The following is an 18,551-nucleotide window of genomic DNA, read 5'->3' as shown; positions in this document are numbered from 1 at the left end:
CGAGCGGCTCGTGCAGCCACCGCCTGTCGAACAATCGCGCAGTTTAAACAACTTCACACACTTGCGCCCCTGTCATCCCGGGTCGTGCCGCCTATTTGAACTAATCTGAACGGTCCAAGCTGGTGACATGATGTACGCCTGCCTAATCCTGAAGATCACTATCAGGAGTACTCATGAATCGCGCGGCAATTAAACAGAGTGTGTTTGACACGCTGGGCATCATCCTGGTGGACAAATCCGAAATTCGCGAAGAAGCCACGTTTGAGGACCTGGTTCTGGATGACGAAGACATCGAGAAGCTGCTCGGCACCCTGGGAGAAAAGTTCGGTTTCACGTTCCCTGACTTCATGACAACGCAAACCACCGCACTGACCATGGTAGTCGACATGATTCTGTTGCTGGGGCGGGAATCGGAACGAGAGACACAATCGAACGAGGGCAAGAAAAGCCGGTAAGGAGCAAGGCCGAGGCATCGGCATTGAGTAAACGTCTACTGCCGGGACGTCCTTTACGCCCCGCTGCGATACTTGAGGTGACTAAGCATGCGCCCCCAGTCAACAGGGTGAAGCGAAACGCTTAGCGGCGTGGGCGACGACGGTTATCGTCGGCACGAACCGGAATGGGTTGCAGTTTAGGTCGTTCGATAAGACCCAGCGCAACGCCCAGATCATGGAGCCACTCTTGCAACTTGCTATTCATAAAGCCCCCTTGAGGGAAAAACCCGGCAGTCAATCTGTACTCATTACTCACTAATAGATCATAGAAGCAAATGAACCGTTAGCCGAGTGACACGGAAAACAATTTTTCCGATGCAGCCAATGTGACATTTGTGCAGGGCCGCTTCTAGTCTTTACGACGGACGGCCTGTTACCGGACATTACACCAACGCCTCGAAGGCGTCACTCTGGCTGGCGAATCAGCCCTTCTCCATCGGTCATCGCTCTTTCCAGCAAGTCGGCAGGCAGGCTCTTGCTGGCACGCGCGCCCAGCAACTTGAGCTGTTCGCTACGACTGATCAGATTGCCGCGCCCTTCGGTCAGCTTGTTGCGCGCCGCCGAATAAGCTTTGTCCAGTTGCTGCAAGCGGTTACCCACCTCGTCCAGATCCTGAATGAACAGCACGAACTTGTCGTACAGCCAGCCTGCGCGCTCGGCGATTTCCCGGGCGTTCTGACTCTGTCGTTCCTGCTTCCAGAGGCTGTCGATGACGCGCAAGGTCGCCAGCAACGTGGTCGGGCTGACAATCACGATATTGCGGTCGAACGCCTCCTGAAACAGATTGGGCTCAGCCTGCAATGCCGCCGAAAAAGCGGCTTCAATGGGCACGAACAGCAAAACGAAATCCAGGCTGTGCAGCCCTTCCAGACGCTTGTAATCCTTGCCGGAAAGACCTTTGACGTGATTGCGCAGCGACAATACGTGCTGTTTCAGCGCCGCCTGACCAATCACGTCATCGTCGGCCGACACATATTGCTGGTAAGCGGTCAGGCTGACCTTGGCATCGACGACCACCTGCTTGTCGCCCGGCAACATGATCAACACGTCTGGCTGAAACCGCTCGCCATCCGGCCCCTTGAGGTTGACCTGGGTCTGATACTCACGCCCCTTTTCCAGCCCGGCATGCTCAAGCACCCGCTCCAGAATCAGCTCCCCCCAGTTGCCCTGGGTTTTCTGCCCTTTGAGCGCGCGGGTCAGGTTGGTGGCCTCATCGCTCAGGCGCAGATTCAGTTGCTGCAGACGCTCGAGCTCCCTGGCCAGCGAAAAACGCTCACGCGCCTCGTTCTGATAGCTTTCTTCGACGCGCTTTTCGAACGACTGGATGCGCTCCTTGAGCGGCGTGAGTAGTTGCCCCAGTTGTTGCTGGCTGGTCTCGGCGAACCGTTGTTCGCGCTCGTCGAAAATCTTGCCTGCCAGTTCCGCAAACTGCGCACGCAACTCGTCCCGTGAGCCTTGCAAATCGTTAAGGCGTTGCTGATGGCTATCCTGTTGCTCCCGCAGCTCGGCGCTCAGCGCTGCACATTGGGCATCCAGGCGACGCAGCTCGGCTTCTCTGCCGGCACGCTCGACAGCCCAGCCCTGGGCCATTTCGCGGGCATTGTCGCTTTCCTCGCGCAGCAATTCGACTTCACGGCGCAGCGCGGCAAGATCAGCCTGCTTGGCGGAATTGGCCTGCCCCAGATCGCTGACCTCATCACGGCAGGCATCCAGTTGCGCGTTAAGACCTTCCTGGGCCATCTGCGCCATGCTCAGGCGCTCGTCCAGCAAGGCGCTCTCGGCCTGACGCAGCGCCAGACGCCGCTGCATGTGCCAGAGCAGTGCCAACAATGGCAATCCTGATGCGGCAAGCCCCAGTAACAGGCTGTTGAGGTCCAGTGCCATAAAGACTCCATGCAGGCTGAATCGGCGCCAGCGGCAGTGTGATGAAAGCGTGGATAGTGCAGCAGAAACAGCCTCTCAGGCGAGGCGAGATCACAGGCGGGAGCAAATCGGGGGATCGGATTCTACGCGCTTTCACTGCCACGCACAGCCCCCATTTTGGGGACATTTGATTCGGGACAATCCACAGAAGCTGTGGATAACTCAGTGGACAACCCCCCTTTAACCTCCGCAAACGTAGACGGGATGGGGCCTGCACTCAAACTGACGATTTTTTCACCAGCTAAAAAAAACGATGTTTTTCATTGACTTAATAATTCACCATCATAAATCAAACCCTTAGCCACGCTTGTGACAGTGATGTGGCAGCTTGTGAAGCTAATGTGCACAATTCACCGCCGGGGCTTTTTCCAGGCATTTCACGCACTTGCACAAAATGGCTCAATTGCGTCGAATTCTCAATGAATACGCGGCCCACAGCTCTGTTTTGGCAACAGTAAATTCCATTCTGCACTCGCCTGTTTCATACTCCGCGCCAGCCGTGGAAGTCGTTAAGGCGAAAAATTAGAAAAAGGCGTGCCTGAAGGCTTTATCGCCAGTCACTATCGATTCAGTAAAGGGATCCATGAAGGAGATATCGAAATTCTTCTTGCTGCTGATGGCCGTCTGCTTCATCGCCCTGGCAACAAGCATCGTTCTGCCCCCACCGGACGGCGGCGTCTTTGCCTATACCGTGCTGTTGTCTGCCATCGCTCTGATGCTGATCATCTGCAGCGGCCTGAGCAAAGGGCGTATCAACGAGTCCGGTGACATCATGCGCGCTATCAGAGATCGACACCCGCTGCACCTGACCATCGCTGCCTACGTGCTGGGATGCTCGATGGTCGCATCTGCGACGGTGCTTACCTACCGACTGGCCGGGCACTGGTAAATTTATTTCATGCGCCTCTTGCAATGATCGAACAGCGCAGATAACATTGCCGCCGTTAGTACCAAGCTGAAAAATCAATTCCGGTCGACACGTCCCCCGACAGACACTCCTCCATGCGACGAGAATGTTGGCAACAAGGGATCGACCACCTCGATGGTTTCCAGGCATGAACCTTTCGCACTGATCCACCCAGTCAGGTGACAGTGTAGACACGGCGCTCATGGCCTGCTTCAACCAGCCTGCAATTGATCAGGATCTTCACCCGGAGCGTCGAACCTTTGCTCCTGTTGTGTTGCCTGCCCTCCTAAGTACCTACCGGTCAGCAAGAGCGCCATACGATAAAAGTGCGCTTAAACTGCCTGTCTTTGTTCCAGTCAGGTTCTCCGCCCAGCCAGGCTTTTATATCAAATGTCGGCCCGCGTTTACTGGAATCTTTATTTATGCACGGTATTGTTCCGTGTTGCTTCAGGAACACCTTGATTATGAACACTCAAACTCAACACGCTATCCACACGCTTACCCACGCGTTTGCCCCAATGAACTGCCTGATAATGGCTGCTCGCAAAGGCTGCTTCAGTTTCACTATTGTCAACGAACACGGCATCGCTCGTCACAGCGAACGCCTGTACCCCGATCAGTATGCAAGCGCAGAGCCGCTGCAGGCCGTGATCGAGCGTACTCGTCAGGCACTCGTTGCCTGACAGCGGTGATGTTCTGAACGCACGCGACTGAAAAGCCCCGCCCTGCAAGGCGGGGCTTTTTATTGTGCGTTCTTTTAATGACTGAACCAGCTGACGCATCCACACCAGAACTTCGCCGAAAATAAAATTCCTACTGCACTATCGGGATTGTCCTACAAGAATAGCTCTAAATCGGGCTCCTCAGGCTATAGCGCACCATCGAAAATGTTGGTAATTTTCCAGCGGTGAACAACAAGGAGTTCTAATAATGAAAATAATGACAAAAACACTTAACCGGACAACGCTTGGGCTCGCTCTGGGTCTGGCATCTTCTCAACTGCTCGCTGCCGGCTTCGCCCTCAACGAACAAAGTATCAGCGGCATGGGCACCGGTTTCGCAGGTCGCTCCTCTTCAGCTGATGACGCCAGCACTGTGTTTGGCAACCCTGCCGGCATGTCCCGTCTCAAACGCGAACAAATCAGCGTAGGCGCCGCAGCCGTGATCGCCAAGACCGACATCGACAACGGTCGTGGCACTTTCGGCGGCAGCAACGACGGTGACATGGTTCCCGTGGTTGGCGTGCCGATGGGCTACTACGTAAAACCTATCGACGATCATTGGGCATTCGGCCTGGGCGTGTACGTACCGTTCGGCCTGGTCACTGATTATGAAAAAGGCTTCGCAGGCCGCTACTGGGGTGACAAGAGCCACGTCCAGGTGGTCACTTTCCAACCGACTGTCAGCTACGCGTTCAATGACAAGGTTTCCATCGGTTTCGGCCCGACCATCAACCGCATTGATGGCGAGCTGACCTCGGCTACGCTGAACGCCCGAAGCCCTGGCCGCAATGACGGCAAGGTGAAGATCGAAGGCGATGACACTGCTATCGGTTTCAATGCGGGCATTCTGGTGCAGGCGACTGATACCACGCGCCTGGGCCTGACCTACCATTCCAAGGTCGACTACAAGCTTGAAGGCAAGACCAAGATCGAGGGGTCGGGCTTTGGCGGTTTCTCCGGCCGGAAATACGACGCTTCGCTGGACATCTCGACACCTGAGTCGGTGGATCTCTCCGTCACCCAGAAAATTGATGAAAACTGGACTGTCTACGCAGGCAGTACCTGGACTCGCTGGAGTCGTCTGCAGGACATTACCGTCGAAAACAGCGGCGTGCCCACACCATTGGCCCCAAGCATCGGCACCATCACCGAAGAGCAGAACTGGCATGACACCTGGGCTCACGCCATCGGTGCTTCGTACAAGGTCAATAAAGAGTGGACGCTGCGTACTGGCTTCTCGGTCGATCAGTCGCCAACCAACAATAACAACCGTTCTCCACGCATCCCGACTGGCGATCGCAAGATCATCAGCTTCGGTGCTGGCTGGAGCCCGAGTGACGAGCTGACCATCGATGTGGCGTACTCGTACCTGCGCGAAGACGAAACCAAGATCCGCGACAGCAGCCCGACCAAACAGTCGTACAGCGCCGACTACCGCAACACGGCGCACGGCCTGGGCACTTCGGTTACTTATCGTTTCTGATAAACAACTGCAAGGCTGAAAAAAAGCCTGCAACCGGTGATGGTTGCGGGCTTTTTGTTGCGCGCTTGGTGCCCTCAGGCCTGCATTGGTTGACTATCGTGCCGACGCTCGGCGTCGGCATGCAGTTCTGGACGCTCTGCGTCCTCTGTGTGGCGCCTGCGCGTCACACAGCGGTTCTGCGNTTTCCGGCCCGACTTCGTCGGGTTCCTTCGCCCTGTCACTGACGTCGCACTCTGCGTCGTCAGTGCCATAGCGGTAAGAAAGCGCTGCTATTGGCAGGACATGACACCGTATTCATACCCCACCACTCCCTAAGGCTTCGACGCAATCGCCTTTTCAATCGCTGCAATCAGCTCAGGATCATCCGGTTTGGTCATGCTGGAGAAGTTGGCCACTACTTTGCCTTGGCGATCAACGACGTATTTGTAGAAGTTCCAGCGTGGTGCGCTGCTTTGTTCGGCCAGCACTTTGAACAGGTGGGTGGCATCGTCACCGCGCACGGGCTGTGGCTCGGTCATGGTGAAGGTCACGCCGTAGTTGACGTAGCAGACCTTTGCGGTCTCTTCACCGTCTTTGGCTTCTTGCTTGAAGTCGTTGGACGGCACGCCGAGCACTTCGAGCCCCTGCCCCTTGTAGCGCTGGCTCAGTTCTTCAAGCCCTTTGAACTGCGGGGCGAAGCCACAGAAGCTGGCGGTATTGACCACCACCAGCGGCTTGCCGGCGAAGCGTTTGCACAGGTCGATGTTTTCCTTGGCGCGCAGCTTCGGCAGCTCGCCTTGCAGCAACGGCGGGCAATCGGCGGCCATTGCCGCGCCGCTCATGGCCAGCAGCAGAAGAGGGATCGAAACAAAGCGAATTTTCATCATGGCGTCCCTGAAGAGTGTTGTCGTCTGCCGACACGCTACCCCAAGCAATGCCGTCTGCCTAGCAGGCACCCAGGCCCAATTGCAGTGCCGCCAGCCCGACCTGTTGCCAGCCCCACCAGACCGCCCCCAACAACACCGCGCCCGCGAGCAAGGCAGACAGCAGAGGCCAGCGCCCGCTCATGCCAGGCCGCCCTGCGCCTGCAACCTGGCCACCGGGCGTTCGCGCACCGGCCAGTTGAGCGCTGCCGCCAGCAGGCTCAGCAACACCGAGACCTGCCAGATCAGGTCGTAGCTGCCGGTTCGGTCGTACACCAGACCGCCTAGCCAGCCACCCAGAAAAGCACCCAGCTGATGAAACAGAAAAACGATACCGCCCAGCATCGACAGGTTACGCACGCCAAACAGCGTCGCCACCGTACCATTGGTCAGAGGCACGGTGGACAGCCACAGCAAGCCCATCGCCACGCCGAACAGGTAGGCGCTGGTCTGACTGAGCGGAACCGAAATAAATAATACGATCACCACCGCGCGCAGCAGATAGAGCGCTGTCAGCAACCTTGGCTTGGACATGCGTCCGCCAAGCCAGCCGGCGGTGTAAGTGCCGAAGATATTGAACAGCCCGATCAGTGCCAGCACGGTGGTGCCGACCTTGGCCGGCAAGTGCTGGTCCACCAGATAGGCAGGCAGATGCACGCCGATGAACACCACCTGAAAGCCGCAGACAAAAAAGCCCAGCGCCAGCAGCCAGAAGCCCGAGTGCGCGCAGGCCTCGCGCAACGCTTCGCCCAGGGTCAATTCGACACCGGTCGATACGCTTGGCGTGTCCTTGAGCATACCCACCAGCGGCAGGATCAACGCGACCATCACGCCCAGCACCAGCAAGGCACCCGACCAGCCCAGCCAACTGATCAATCCCAGTGTGCCGGGCAGCATGGCGAACTGGCCGAATGAACCTGCCGCGCTGGCAATCCCCATGCCCATGCTGCGCTTCTCGGCAGGCAGCGCTCGGCCCACGACGCCGAGGATGACCGAAAACGAGGTGCCCGACAGGCCGATGCCGATCAACAAGCCCGCACTCAACGAAAGACTGAGGGGCGAATCCGCCATACTCATGCACAGCAGCCCCACGGCATACAGGATACCGCCGACAAACACGACTTTCGCCGCGCCAAAGCGGTCCGCAAGCGCTCCGGCAAATGGCTGTGCCAGCCCCCACATCAGGTTTTGCAAGGCAATGGAGAACGCGAAGACCTCACGCCCCCAACCGAAATCCGCGCTCATGGGTGCCAGAAACAGACCGAAGCCGTGGCGTGTACCCAGCGATAACGCCAGAATCAACGCGCTGCCCAGCAGAATCCAGCCGCTGGTACGCCAGATCGATGTCATGGTGAGCTCCCTGCACGTTGTGTTACATGGTTTTACATCTTTTTACATAAGAGCCGCGAAGCTACGCGCTGCCGGTAAAAGCTGTCAACAACGCATTGGCAGCGGGTCAGAGCAAGGCCAGCGTCAACAGCACCGCCAGTTCCAACAGCTCAAGCAGCGCCCCGGCCGTGTCGCCCGTGCTCCCGCCCAGGCGGCGCATCATCAGGTGCCGCAACCAGAAGAAACACACAACGCAGACCAGCAGCGCCGCGACCCCTGACCCACCAGCCAACAGCACGCAGGCCACCGCACTGGCCAACAACACCTTGCGCCCGACGCTGCGCGGCAAATGATCGGCAAGCGCTTGCCCCAAACCACCAGAACGCACATAGGGCGTGCCCAGAAACAAAGCGAGCATCGCGCTGCGCCCGATCAGCGGTGCCAGCAGCAATCCGCTGCTGTTGTGGCTGTCGACAAGCGCCAGAATCGCGGCAAACTTGAGCAGCAGCACCAACACCAGTGTGACCACGGCAATCGGTCCGCTGCGCGGGTCTTTCATGATGGTCAGCGTGCGTTCGCGATCACCGAAACCGCCTAGCCAGGCGTCGGCACTGTCCGCCAGACCGTCCAGGTGCAAACCACCACTGAGCAGCACCCAGAGGCTGAGCAGCAACGCCGCATGCAGCATCGGCGGCGTACCGTCGAGCACTGCGTTGAAAACCAGCAACAGCGTGCCGAACACCACGCCCACCGGCGGATAGAACAGCAGCGAACGCCCCAGCTCTTCGGGGCGCGGCATGCCGGGCAGGCGGATCGGCAGGCTACTGAGAAACTGCAGGGCGATCCAGAACGGCAGCATGAATGTCAGGCCTCTGTGAGGACGCCGCCTGCGGCGACCTGAATCGACAGCAGTGCGCCGTGACCGACCACCACTTGCAGCAGTTGCTCGCGGGGCAAGCCGCGCGCCTGAGCCAGCAACAGACGCATGACGCCACCGTGACTGACCAGCAGAACGCGCTCACCGGCATACGCCTGATGCAAGCGCTGCACGGCACTCAGCACCCGCGCCGAAAAATCAGCAACCGGCTCACCATTGGGCGGCGTGAAGGTATACGGATCAGCCCAGAACAGACCCAGACCTTCAGCATCGGTGTCCATCAGTTGCGCAGGGCTGTGACCTTCCCAATCGCCGAAATGCAGTTCTTGCACACCCGGCTCCAGTTGCAACGGCAACGACAAGCGCTGCGCCAACTCCTCGGAAAAACGCGCGCAACGCTGCAAAGGAGAGCTGACAATCCGGTCCCAGGGGCCAGCGTCAATAACAGCCGAACGCATCTGCTGCCAGCCGAGGTCGGTCAGCGCATCGTCGAGGCTGCCGCGCAGGCCGCCGCCCAGTTCGGTTTCGCCGTGGCGCAGCAGGTCCAGACGCAAGGTCATGCCGGGCGATCCGCCACAGCCGCTTCGGCAAATGTCGCCATGCCGTTGTGCAGTTCACAGGCCAGACGCACCAACGGCACCGCCAGCGCTGCACCACTGCCCTCGCCCAGACGCAAGCCGAGGTCCAGCAAGGGTTCGGCTTGCAGGGTCTCCAGCAAATGCCGATGGCCCGGCTCGGCGCCACGATGGCCAAACAGCAGCCAGTTGCGGCAGGACGGGTTGAGACGCACCGCCACCAGTGCTGCCACGCTACAGATAAAGCCGTCGACCAGCGCCACGATACCTTCCTGCGCGCACGCCAGATAAGCGCCGGTCAGCGCGGCAATTTCGAAGCCGCCGAGACAGAACAGGCTTTGCAACGGATCGCCAGACTGTTCGGCGTGCAAGGCCAATGCGCGTTCGATGACCTGAGTCTTGCGCGCAACACCCTCGGCGTTCAGCCCGGTGCCCGGACCGACCAGCAGCGGCGCGGCGCATTCCAGTATCGAACAGGCCACCGCGCTGGCTGCCGTGGTATTGCCAATGCCCATCTCGCCACCAATGAACAACTCGGTGCCGACCGCCTTGGCACGTAATACGCTGTCACGCCCGGCCTGCAACGCAGCCATGCCCTGCTCGGCCGTCATGGCCGGCCCATGGGCAAAATTGGCAGTGCCCGCGCCGAGGCGCAGATGGCGCACCCCCGGCAAATCCATCGGCGACACGGTGCCCAGATCGACCACGTCCAGTTGCGCAGAAAGCTGACGCGCCAGCACGCTGATTGCCGCGCCGCCGTTGACGAAATTGTGCAACATCTGGCCGGTGACCTCCTGCGGATACGCCGACACACCCTCAGCGACGACGCCATGGTCACCGGCAAAGATCGCGATCCACAGCGTGTCGGCAGCCGGGCGCTCGCGCCCTTGCAGCCCGGCAAGCTGCACCGCCAGCCGCTCCAGTTGCGCCAGCGAGCCGGCCGGCTTGGTCAGTTGCTGCTGACGCGCCAGTGCAGCTTCGCGCATCGGCACATCAATGGCCTGTGCGGGCGTGAGCCACCAGGAATTACTCATAGCGCGGTTCCTTTCAAAGTCAGGGGCAGACCTGCAACGGTTAACACGACACGCTGGCAACGCTCGGCCAGCGCCTGATGCAACAGACCGGCTTCATCGACGTAACGGCGGGTCAGCTCACCGAGCGGCACAACGCCGAGCCCGGTCTCGTTGCTGACAAAAATGATTTCACCCGGCAAGCCGGCAAGGCAGTCGAGCAGCGCTTCACGCTCTCGAACCAGATGCTCGGCGTCGTCAAGCATCAGCAGATTGGTCAGCCACAAGGTCAGGCAATCCACCAGCAGGCAACGGTCAGGCGCGGCGTTTTCGCGCAGCACCCGCGCCAGTTCGACAGGCTCTTCGACCAACCCCCAATGCTCGGGACGACGGGCGCGATGGCTGGCAACCCGCTGATTCATCTCGCCGTCGAGGGGCTGACTGGTGGCGATGTAGATCACCTTCAGCGCCGAATCGGCCGCCAGTTTCTCCGCCAGCCGACTCTTGCCGGAACGCGCCCCACCCAGGATCAGTTGCAGCATTCAGTTTGCCTCCAGGCCACACAGTTCGCGGAGCAACTTGCCGTCCAGGTGATTTTCCACCAGGTCCGCCAGCCGCTCGATGTCGCGCTCGCGCAACGCGTGATAATCCACCGACTGCACGTTTTCCAGCCCCGCCCAGCGCAACAGCGCGCTGCACGCAGCAGGCGCTTCGAACAGGCCGTGCAGGTACGTGCCGAGAATCTGGCCGTCGGCACTCTGCGCGCCATCACAACGACCATCGTCCAGCCGAACCGCAGCATGCTCAAGCGCCGCACCGGTCGTCACGCCGGCATGAATTTCGTAACCACTGACTTCTGCGTCTTCCAGCGTCAGGCGGCCGCGCACGTTGCGCAATTGTTTTTCGCTTTCCAGTATGGTGCTCATCGCGAGCAGGCCAAGCCCGGCACTGGAACCCGCCGCGCCTTCCAGCCCCAGCGGGTCGTGCAATTGCTCGCCGAGCATTTGCAGGCCGCCGCAGATGCCAAGCAATTTGCCACCATAGCGCAGGTGCCGGTCGATGGCCGTGTCCCAGCCATTGGCGCGCAGGTAATTCAGGTCGCTGCGCACGCTTTTCGAGCCGGGCAGGATAATCAGATCAGCCGCCGGAATCGCCTGGCCAGGGCCGATAAATTGCAGATTGACCTGCGGATGCAGGCGCAGCGGGTCGAAATCAGTGTGATTGCTGATGCGCGGCAGCACTGGCACGACCACATTCAGCACTTGCTCGGCCTTGTCGGTCTGGCGCTGATCGAGACCGTCTTCGGCCTCCAGGTGCAGGTCCATCACATAAGGCAGCACGCCGACCACCGGTTTGCCGGTGCGTGCCTCCAGCCAGTCCAGCCCCGGTTGCAGCAAGGCAATGTCACCGCGAAAACGGTTGATGATGAAGCCTTTGACCCGTGCCTGCTCGCTGGGCGACAGCAGCTCCAGCGTGCCGACCAGATGAGCAAAAACCCCGCCGCGATTGATGTCGGCAATCAGCAGCACCGGACAGTCGACCGCCTCGGCAAAACCCATGTTGGCGATGTCGTTGGCGCGCAGATTGATCTCGGCAGGCGAACCGGCGCCTTCGACCATGATCACCGGGTAGCTTTCGCCCAGCCGTTGGTGCGACTCCAGCACCGCCCGCATGGCGATCTCTTTGTAGCCGTGATAAGCCACTGCGTTCATGGTGGTGACGGCACGACCGTGAATGATGACCTGCGCGCCGGTGTCACTGTTGGGCTTGAGCAACACCGGGTTCATGTCGGTGTGCGGCTCGAGAAAGCACGCCTGCGCCTGCACCGCCTGGGCGCGGCCGATCTCGCCGCCATCGGCTGTCACGGCACTGTTGAGCGCCATGTTCTGCGGCTTGAAGGGCACGACTTTCACGCCCTGCCGGGTCAGCCAGCGGCACAATGCCGTCACCAGCGTGCTTTTGCCGGCATCCGAAGTGGTGCCTTGTACCATCAGCGTGGCCATGGGTATTCCTTGCGGTATTCAAGCAAAACAGTGTGCAGACGCCGCCAGTCAGCCTCGGTGCCGGGCAGCCCGAAGCGCAGGCTGGCGGATTCCGGTGTGGCACCCGCGAACAGGCGCAGCAGTACGCCCCGTCGGGCACAGAACTCGTAGAGCGACGGCGCTTCGGCAGTCACCCGCCATTGAAACAGTGCACAGCCGCCGTCCGGGGCAAGATGGTATTGGGTGAGCAGCGCCACCAGCCGATCACGCGCCTGATCACTGCGCTCGATCTGCCGGGCCTGCCCTTGCCGATCACTCAGGCAGGCCTGACCGATGATGCGGGTCGGTCCGCTGACAGACCAGGGGCCTATTTCCTGCGCCAAAGATTTGAGCAGCACCGGTTCAGCCAGCACAAAACCCAGCCGGACCCCGGCCAGACCAAAAAACTTGCCGAACGAGCGCAGCACAATCAGCCCGATACGCCAGGTTTCGGCCGCCACGCTCAGGTCCGGCGTGTTGTCCATGAACGCTTCGTCGACCACCAGCCAGCCACCGCGCTCAGCCAGCCGCGCGTGCCACGCCAGCAGGCGCTCGGCGCTGAGGTGCAGGCCGGTGGGGTTGTTGGGGTTGACCACCACCAGCACGTCGAGGCTGTCGAGAAAATCATCGACTTCTTGCTCACCCACCTCGCGAACCACGTAACCGCCTTTGCGCCAGGCATGCGCATGCTCGGCATAACACGGTGACAGGACGCCCACCCGCCCGCCGCGACGCACTCTGGGCAATGCCTGAATCGCAGCCTGCGAACCGGACACCGGCAATAGTCGAGGCACACCGTAATAGGCGCAGGCCGCGGCTTCCAGACCGTCGTCGGTTTCAGGCAGTCGCGCCCAGGCGCGCAGCGGAATCTCCGGAATCGCCCACGGCCAGGGTGCGATGCCGGTGGACAGGTCGAGCCAGTCGGCTTGATCGATCGCATAATGTTGCGCCGCAGCGCGCAGTCGCCCGCCGTGCTCAAGCATAGAATTCAGCCGCCACGCAGATCACCAGCAGCCACAACCAGACACCGCGCTGCACCAGTTGCCAGCCGCGTTCGATCGAGTCCGCATCGGCCGGAACGCCTTCGCCCAGCTGCGGACGTTGATGCAGCTCGCCGTGATAGATCGCCGCGCCCCCCAGTTCGACACCCAGTGCGCCCGCGCCAGCCGCCATTACCGGACCGGCATTCGGGCTGTCCCAGGTCGGGCCCTGAGTGCGCCAGCAGCGCCACGCCAGTCGGGTTTTACCTAATAGCGCGTAGGTCAACGCCACCAGGCGTGCGGGAATGTAGTTGAGCAGGTCATCGATTTTTGCCGCTGCCCAGCCAAAGCGCTCGAACCGCTCGTTGCGATAGCCCCACATGGCGTCCAATGTGTTGCTCAGCCGGTACAGCACCACGCCGGGCGCACCGGCCACTACAAACCAGAACAGCGCAGCGAATACCGCGTCGCTGCCGTTCTCCAGCACCGATTCGGTGGCAGCACGGGCGACCTCGGTAGCGTCCAGCTCGCTGGTCTGGCGGCTGACCAGATAACCGACCCGCTGCCGCGCTTCGACCAGATCATCGCTGCGCAACGCCTGCGCCACTGGCTGGACGTGTTCACCCAGGCTGCGCATGCCCAGCGCGCAGTAAAGCGCCAGAATCTCGAACAGCCAGCCGATATAAGGCAGCCAGCTCAGCAGCGTGGCCAGCAGCGTGAGCGGCACCACGGTAATGAACCACGCCGTCACGCCATGACTGCGCCAGCCACGGCCGCCACTGTTGAAACGTTGTTCGACGCGGCTGGCAAAGCCTCCGAACCCCACCAGCGGATGGAAGCGTTTTGGCTCACCGAGCAACGCATCCAGCGCCACCCCGGCGACGCTCAACAGCGCCACACTCATTGACTGACTCCCCATTGATTTTCGTACAGCAGTTCACTCAGCGGACGCGCTTGCGCCCAGCCTTCCATGACCAGCATGGGCGCCGGGTAAAACTCCTTGACCGGCCCCAGGCAAATGATCGCCAACGGCTTGGCGCCGTCGGGCATGCCCAGCAATCCAGCCAGCGCTTCAGGGTCGAACAGCGATACCCAGCCCATGCCCAGCCCTTCGGCACGCGAGGCCAGCCACAGGTTCTGGATCGCGCAGGACAGCGAGGCCATGTCCATTTCCGGCAAGGTGCGACGACCGAAGATGTGCTGCTCTCGCCCTTCCATCAGCGCGGCGACCAGCACTTCCGCGCAATCATTGATGCCTTCGACTTTCAGCTTCATGAACTCGTCAGTGCGCTCGCCCAGCGCTTCGGCGGTGCGAATGCGCTCTTCTTCCACCTGCGCCTGCATCTTGCGGCGCAGCGCCGGATCGCTGATCCGGATGAACCGCCAGGGCTGCATCAGGCCAACGCTGGGCGCCTGATGCGCGGCTTCCAGCAAACGGGCCAGCAGCTCGGGCGCCACCGTACCGCCAATGAAGTGCCGCATGTCGCGGCGCTCGGCAATGGCTCGGTACACCGCAGCCCGCTCTTCAGGGCTGAACGCTGGCTCGGTCATGGTTTGAACAGCGCCGCGATTGCCTGCGGGCAGGACGGGAAATAGAAATGCACGTAGGAAGCGGTCAGGCGTCCGAGGCGATACACCGCCTCCGCGCCACGCCCGCCATTGGGGCTGAGGCCACGGGCAATCGGTTGCAGCTCAGTGCTGGTCAGCGAATGGTGATAGGTGTGCCCGTGCAACGTGCCCTCGGGCAGCTCGACCGCTTGCAAGGCCAGCGCCGCCAGGCGCTTCTGCATCACCGCTTCACCGGCCAGCAACCCGACCAGCTCGGCGCGCACGCCGTCCACGTCGGTCAGGGCATTGAGCAGGTAAAGCATGCCGCCGCACTCGGCGAGGATCGGTTTACCGGCGATGTGGTGCGCCCTGATCGAGGCCTGCATCGTCAGGTTGGCCGCCAGCGCGACGTGATGCAGCTCCGGGTAGCCGCCCGGCAGGTACAGGCTGTCGGCTTCAGGAAGCTCGCTGTCATGGAGCGGCGAGAAAAAGCTCAGCTCGGCCCCCATGTTGAGTAATAGCTCGAGGCTCGCGCCATAGAGAAAAGCGAAGGCTTCGTCACGCGCTATGGCTATGCGCACGCCACTGAGCAACGGCTCGACCTGAACCGGGTCGGGTGCCGTGAACGTCACGGCAGGCGGCAATGCCACCTCACAAGTGCTGGCCAGCGCGGCGGCAGCCATGTCCAGACGCAGGTCGAGGTCATTCAGCTCGCTGGCTTGTACCAGCCCGAGATGGCGGCTGGGCAACTCGAAACCGACTTCCCGTGACAACGCGCCGTACCAGCGCAGGCCTTCAGTCAGGCTGTTCTCCAGCAGTTGCGCGTGGCGTACCGTGCCGACGCGGTTGGCCAGTACCCCGGCGAACGGCAAGTCCGGCTGGTAGCGCGCCAGCCCCAGCGCCAGAGCGCCAAAAGTCTGCGCCATGGCCGTGCCGTCGATCACGCCGAGCACCGGCACGCCGAAGTGCCGCGCCAGGTCGGCACTGGACGGTGTGCCGTCGAACAGGCCCATGACGCCTTCGATCAGGATCAGATCCGCTTCGTCGGCCGCTTCCCAGAGCAGGCGCCGGCTTTCATCGGCGCCGACCATCCACATGTCCAGCTGGTATACCGGCGCGCCGCTGGCCCGCTCGAGAATCATCGGATCGAGAAAATCCGGCCCGCACTTGAACACCCGAACCTTGCGGCCCTGATTGCGATGCAGGCGTGCCAGTGCGGCGGTCACCGTGGTTTTGCCTTGCCCGGAGGCTGGCGCGGCGATCAATACCGCCGGGCAGTGGCGCGGGGCTCTCATTGGCAGGCTCTCATTGCAGTGCTCTCATGACGAATGGCTCACAGCTCGATACCTTTTTGCGCGCGGATACCGGACTGGAACGCATGCTTGACCACGCCGATCTCGGAAACGGTGTCGGCCAGGTCGATCAGTTCGGGCTTGGCACCCCGGCCGGTGACCAGCACGTGTTGCATCGGCGGACGCGCCTGCAAGTCGGTCAACACCTGTTCCAGGTCGAGGTAGCCATGCTTGAGGGCGATATTCAATTCGTCGAGCACCACCAGACCGATGCTCGGGTCGCGGAGCATTTCCTGCGACACGGCCCAGGCAGCTTCGGCGGCGGCGATGTCGCGCTGGCGGTCCTGGGTCTCCCAAGTGAAACCCTCGCCCATCACGTGATAACGCACTTGCTCGGGAAAGCGCCGGAAGAACATTTCTTCGCCGGTGCTGTTGCGGCCCTTGATGAACTGCACCACACCGCATTGCATGTCGTGGCCCATGGCTCGGGCGAGCATGCCGAAAGCGGAGCTGCTCTTGCCTTTGCCGTTGCCGGTCAAGACCAGCAGCAGGCCGCACTCATTGGGCGAACTGGCAATGCGCTCGTCCATCACGGCTTTTTTGCGCTGCATGCGCGCCAGATGGCGTTCGTCGCGTTCGGGGGATTCGTTCATGTCGGCTCTCCGCTCGGGGCAGGCGAAAGCACACGGAAGGACAGCACTGGACAGCACGGCAACGGCCTGCACAGAACATCACCCTCCGTGATGCCATTGACTGATTCAGGCCGGTCTCCGGGCTCATGAGCGGGTTACCCCGGCTGAACGCCTTCCCGTGTCGAAACACAGTGGCACGATGCACAGCCTTGACTCATTTACCGTTGCGGGGGCAGCGCCGGGATCGGATCGGTCGATCCACACCGGCTTCCCTGTTTCACTCTGCCAATCGAGGATTGCAGAGCACCTGAAACAAGCCGCGAAGGGTAGAGGGTTGGGCCGGGAGCGTCAATCGACAGCGCAGGCGTTATGGAACGCGATTGAACCTCGGTGGATCAGCACGCCTCTATCAGTTACAGGACCACGCCTTAACTTATGGAGATCCAACATGTTCAAACTCAGACCCCACTACGCAGTGCTGCTTCTGGTTGCCGGCGGCCTTGCGGCCTGCGGCGAGTCGTCCAGGCTGCAAGTCTCGGACGGAACAGGCCCCTCGCCCCAGCTGCCGGAGCCCAACAAGACGCTGATCCCGACCGTCAATATCGCGCCTGCCATCGGCTGGGAAAAAGGCGCCAGACCGGTGGCCGCATCCGGCACCCAGGTGGCTGCCTTCGCTGAAGGCCTGGATCACCCGCGCTGGCTGTACGTGCTGCCCAACGGCGATGTGCTGGTGGCGGAAACCAACTCGCCCGCCAAACCGGATGACTCCAAGGGCATTCGCGGCTGGGTCATGGAAAAAGTCATGGGCCGTGCAGGCGCTGGCGTGCCGAGCGCCAACCGCATCACGTTGCTGCGCGATGTAGACAAAGACGGCGTCGCAGAAACCCGCACCGTCTTCCTGCAGAACCTCAATTCGCCGTTCGGCATGACGCTGGTGGGCAACAAGCTGTATGTCGCTGATACCGACCGCCTGATCAGCTTCCCGTATGAAGCGGGTCAGACGTCGATCAGCGCACAGCCAACCAAAGTGGTCGACCTGCCGGGCGGCACGCTCAATCACCACTGGACCAAGAACGTCATCGCCAGCAAGGACGGCAGCAAGCTGTACGTGACCGTCGGCTCGAACAGCAACGTGGCCGAGAACGGCATGTATAAGGAAGAAGGTCGCGCAGCGATCTGGGAAGTGGATGCCGCCACCGGCAAGCACCGCATCTTCGCGTCAGGCCTGCGCAACCCGAACGGCATGGATTGGGAGCCGAAAACCGGCAAGTTGTGGACCGCTGTCAACGAACGCGACGAGATCGGCAGCGATCTGGTGCCTGATTACGTGACGTCGGTGCAGGATGGCGCTTTCTATGGCTGGCCTTACAGCTACTACGGCCAGCATGTCGACCAGCGTGTGACACCGCAAAACCCGGAACTGGTCGCCAAGGCAATTGCCCCGGATTATGCCGTCGGCCCGCACACGGCCTCGCTGGGCCTGGTGTTCGCTGACGGCAAAACACTGGCCGCACCGTTCAACGAAGGTTTGTTCGTCGGCCAGCACGGCTCATGGAACCGCAAACCGCACAGCGGCTATAAAGTGGTGTTCATCCCGTTCAGCGGTGGCAAACCCAATGGTGCGCCCGTCGACGTGCTGACCGGTTTCCTCAACAAAGACGAAAAAGCCATGGGCCGCCCGGTCGGCGTGGTCAATGATCAGCATGGCGGTTTGCTGGTGGCGGATGACGTCGGCAACAAAATCTGGCGCGTGACATCGGCCAAGGCGGCTCAGTAACGCCTATGCGCTCTTCGGTCACACAAGTCTTGATTATCGTGCCTGCGCTCTGCGTAGGCATGCCGTTCTGGACGCTCTG

General features: G+C 61.1%; 20 protein-coding genes and 1 riboswitch. Of the genes, 5 read left to right on the top strand and 15 right to left on the bottom strand.

The features are described from left to right. Positions 1-173: 173 nt before the first annotated feature. On the top strand, positions 174-455 hold the full coding sequence (locus ABJ99_RS08745) for a hypothetical protein (RefSeq protein WP_054085483.1): 282 nt from the start codon (positions 174-176) through the stop codon (positions 453-455). Positions 456-576: 121 nt separating this feature from the next. On the opposite strand, the gene ABJ99_RS29500 is transcribed toward ABJ99_RS08745, so the two are convergent. Both ABJ99_RS29500 and ABJ99_RS08740 read right to left on the bottom strand, forming a co-directional pair. Beyond that, positions 577-699: a PA1414 family protein gene (locus tag ABJ99_RS29500; protein WP_104442737.1), complete on the bottom strand. Its 123-nt coding sequence runs from the start codon at positions 697-699 to the stop codon at positions 577-579. Between the two features lie 200 nt (positions 700-899). Next, positions 900-2,264, bottom strand: a complete 1,365-nt coding sequence (locus tag ABJ99_RS08740) for a DNA recombination protein RmuC (RefSeq protein WP_162839092.1) — start codon at positions 2,262-2,264, stop codon at positions 900-902. 736 nt (positions 2,265-3,000) lie between these two features. On the opposite strand from ABJ99_RS08740, the gene ABJ99_RS08735 reads away from it, so the two are divergent. From ABJ99_RS08735 to ABJ99_RS08725, 3 genes are all read left to right on the top strand, one after another. Next, positions 3,001-3,306 carry a hypothetical protein gene (locus tag ABJ99_RS08735; protein ID WP_054085481.1) on the top strand — a complete coding sequence of 102 codons (306 nt, stop codon included), beginning with the start codon at positions 3,001-3,003 and terminating at the stop codon, positions 3,304-3,306. Positions 3,307-3,788: 482 nt separating this feature from the next. After that, positions 3,789-4,007, top strand: coding sequence for a hypothetical protein (locus ABJ99_RS08730; RefSeq protein WP_024644563.1), 219 nt, complete (start codon positions 3,789-3,791; stop codon positions 4,005-4,007). 247 nt (positions 4,008-4,254) lie between these two features. Continuing rightward, positions 4,255-5,529: an OmpP1/FadL family transporter gene (locus ABJ99_RS08725; RefSeq protein ID WP_080378078.1), complete on the top strand. Its 1,275-nt coding sequence runs from the start codon at positions 4,255-4,257 to the stop codon at positions 5,527-5,529. A 311-nt stretch (positions 5,530-5,840) separates the two neighbouring features. Here the strand turns inward: ABJ99_RS08725 and ABJ99_RS08720 are convergent, their stop codons facing one another. The 13 genes from ABJ99_RS08720 to cobO form a co-directional block, all read right to left on the bottom strand. Beyond that, positions 5,841-6,392 (bottom strand): glutathione peroxidase, encoded by a 552-nt coding sequence (locus ABJ99_RS08720; RefSeq protein ID WP_007251473.1) that lies wholly within the window; start codon positions 6,390-6,392, stop codon positions 5,841-5,843. 61 nt (positions 6,393-6,453) lie between these two features. After that, positions 6,454-6,576 carry a hypothetical protein gene (locus ABJ99_RS29495; RefSeq protein ID WP_054085480.1) on the bottom strand — a complete coding sequence of 41 codons (123 nt, stop codon included), beginning with the start codon at positions 6,574-6,576 and terminating at the stop codon, positions 6,454-6,456. Next, a complete protein-coding gene (locus tag ABJ99_RS08710) occupies positions 6,573-7,781 on the bottom strand; it encodes an MFS transporter (protein WP_054085479.1) in 1,209 nt (402 codons plus the stop codon). Before ABJ99_RS08710 ends, ABJ99_RS29495 begins: the two co-directional genes overlap by 4 nt. Before the next feature lie 106 nt (positions 7,782-7,887). Beyond that, positions 7,888-8,619: an adenosylcobinamide-GDP ribazoletransferase gene (locus ABJ99_RS08705; RefSeq protein ID WP_054085478.1), complete on the bottom strand. Its 732-nt coding sequence runs from the start codon at positions 8,617-8,619 to the stop codon at positions 7,888-7,890. 5 nt (positions 8,620-8,624) lie between these two features. After that, the gene (gene cobC, locus ABJ99_RS08700) at positions 8,625-9,197 is read right to left on the bottom strand and encodes an alpha-ribazole phosphatase family protein (RefSeq protein WP_054085477.1); all 573 of its coding nucleotides are present in this window, start codon (positions 9,195-9,197) and stop codon (positions 8,625-8,627) included. Then, positions 9,194-10,246, bottom strand: coding sequence for a nicotinate-nucleotide--dimethylbenzimidazole phosphoribosyltransferase (gene cobT / locus ABJ99_RS08695; protein WP_054085476.1), 1,053 nt, complete (start codon positions 10,244-10,246; stop codon positions 9,194-9,196). The genes cobC and cobT overlap by 4 nt, the downstream gene beginning before the upstream one ends. After that, the gene (gene cobU / locus ABJ99_RS08690) at positions 10,243-10,764 is read right to left on the bottom strand and encodes a bifunctional adenosylcobinamide kinase/adenosylcobinamide-phosphate guanylyltransferase (protein ID WP_054085475.1); all 522 of its coding nucleotides are present in this window, start codon (positions 10,762-10,764) and stop codon (positions 10,243-10,245) included. Before cobU ends, cobT begins: the two co-directional genes overlap by 4 nt. Further along, complete coding sequence (locus tag ABJ99_RS08685) at positions 10,765-12,225, bottom strand: cobyric acid synthase (protein WP_054085474.1); 1,461 nt, start codon at positions 12,223-12,225, stop codon at positions 10,765-10,767. Next, on the bottom strand, positions 12,213-13,226 hold the full coding sequence (gene cobD, locus ABJ99_RS08680) for a threonine-phosphate decarboxylase CobD (protein ID WP_054085473.1): 1,014 nt from the start codon (positions 13,224-13,226) through the stop codon (positions 12,213-12,215). Before cobD ends, ABJ99_RS08685 begins: the two co-directional genes overlap by 13 nt. Next, the gene (gene cbiB / locus ABJ99_RS08675) at positions 13,219-14,127 is read right to left on the bottom strand and encodes an adenosylcobinamide-phosphate synthase CbiB (protein ID WP_054085472.1); all 909 of its coding nucleotides are present in this window, start codon (positions 14,125-14,127) and stop codon (positions 13,219-13,221) included. Before cbiB ends, cobD begins: the two co-directional genes overlap by 8 nt. Then, positions 14,124-14,774: a 5,6-dimethylbenzimidazole synthase gene (bluB, locus tag ABJ99_RS08670; protein ID WP_054085471.1), complete on the bottom strand. Its 651-nt coding sequence runs from the start codon at positions 14,772-14,774 to the stop codon at positions 14,124-14,126. Before bluB ends, cbiB begins: the two co-directional genes overlap by 4 nt. Then, positions 14,771-16,066, bottom strand: a complete 1,296-nt coding sequence (locus ABJ99_RS08665) for a cobyrinate a,c-diamide synthase (RefSeq protein ID WP_054085470.1) — start codon at positions 16,064-16,066, stop codon at positions 14,771-14,773. Before ABJ99_RS08665 ends, bluB begins: the two co-directional genes overlap by 4 nt. A gap of 38 nt (positions 16,067-16,104) precedes the next feature. Continuing rightward, complete coding sequence (cobO, locus tag ABJ99_RS08660; protein WP_005766671.1) at positions 16,105-16,716, bottom strand: cob(I)yrinic acid a,c-diamide adenosyltransferase; 612 nt, start codon at positions 16,714-16,716, stop codon at positions 16,105-16,107. A gap of 91 nt (positions 16,717-16,807) precedes the next feature. After that, a riboswitch (cobalamin riboswitch) is annotated at positions 16,808-17,021 on the bottom strand. Between the two features lie 122 nt (positions 17,022-17,143). Between cobO and ABJ99_RS08655 the strand changes: the two genes are divergently transcribed. Further along, on the top strand, positions 17,144-18,472 hold the full coding sequence (locus ABJ99_RS08655; RefSeq protein WP_054085469.1) for a PQQ-dependent sugar dehydrogenase: 1,329 nt from the start codon (positions 17,144-17,146) through the stop codon (positions 18,470-18,472). The last annotated feature ends 79 nt before the right edge of the window (positions 18,473-18,551 follow it).

Origin of the sequence: Pseudomonas syringae pv. cilantro, assembly GCF_001293775.1 — a bacterium.
Taxonomy (GTDB): Bacteria; Pseudomonadota; Gammaproteobacteria; order Pseudomonadales; family Pseudomonadaceae; genus Aquipseudomonas; species Aquipseudomonas syringae_P.
The sequence above is the reverse complement of the archived record's forward strand: the minus strand, read 5'-3'. Positions and strand labels throughout refer to the sequence as shown.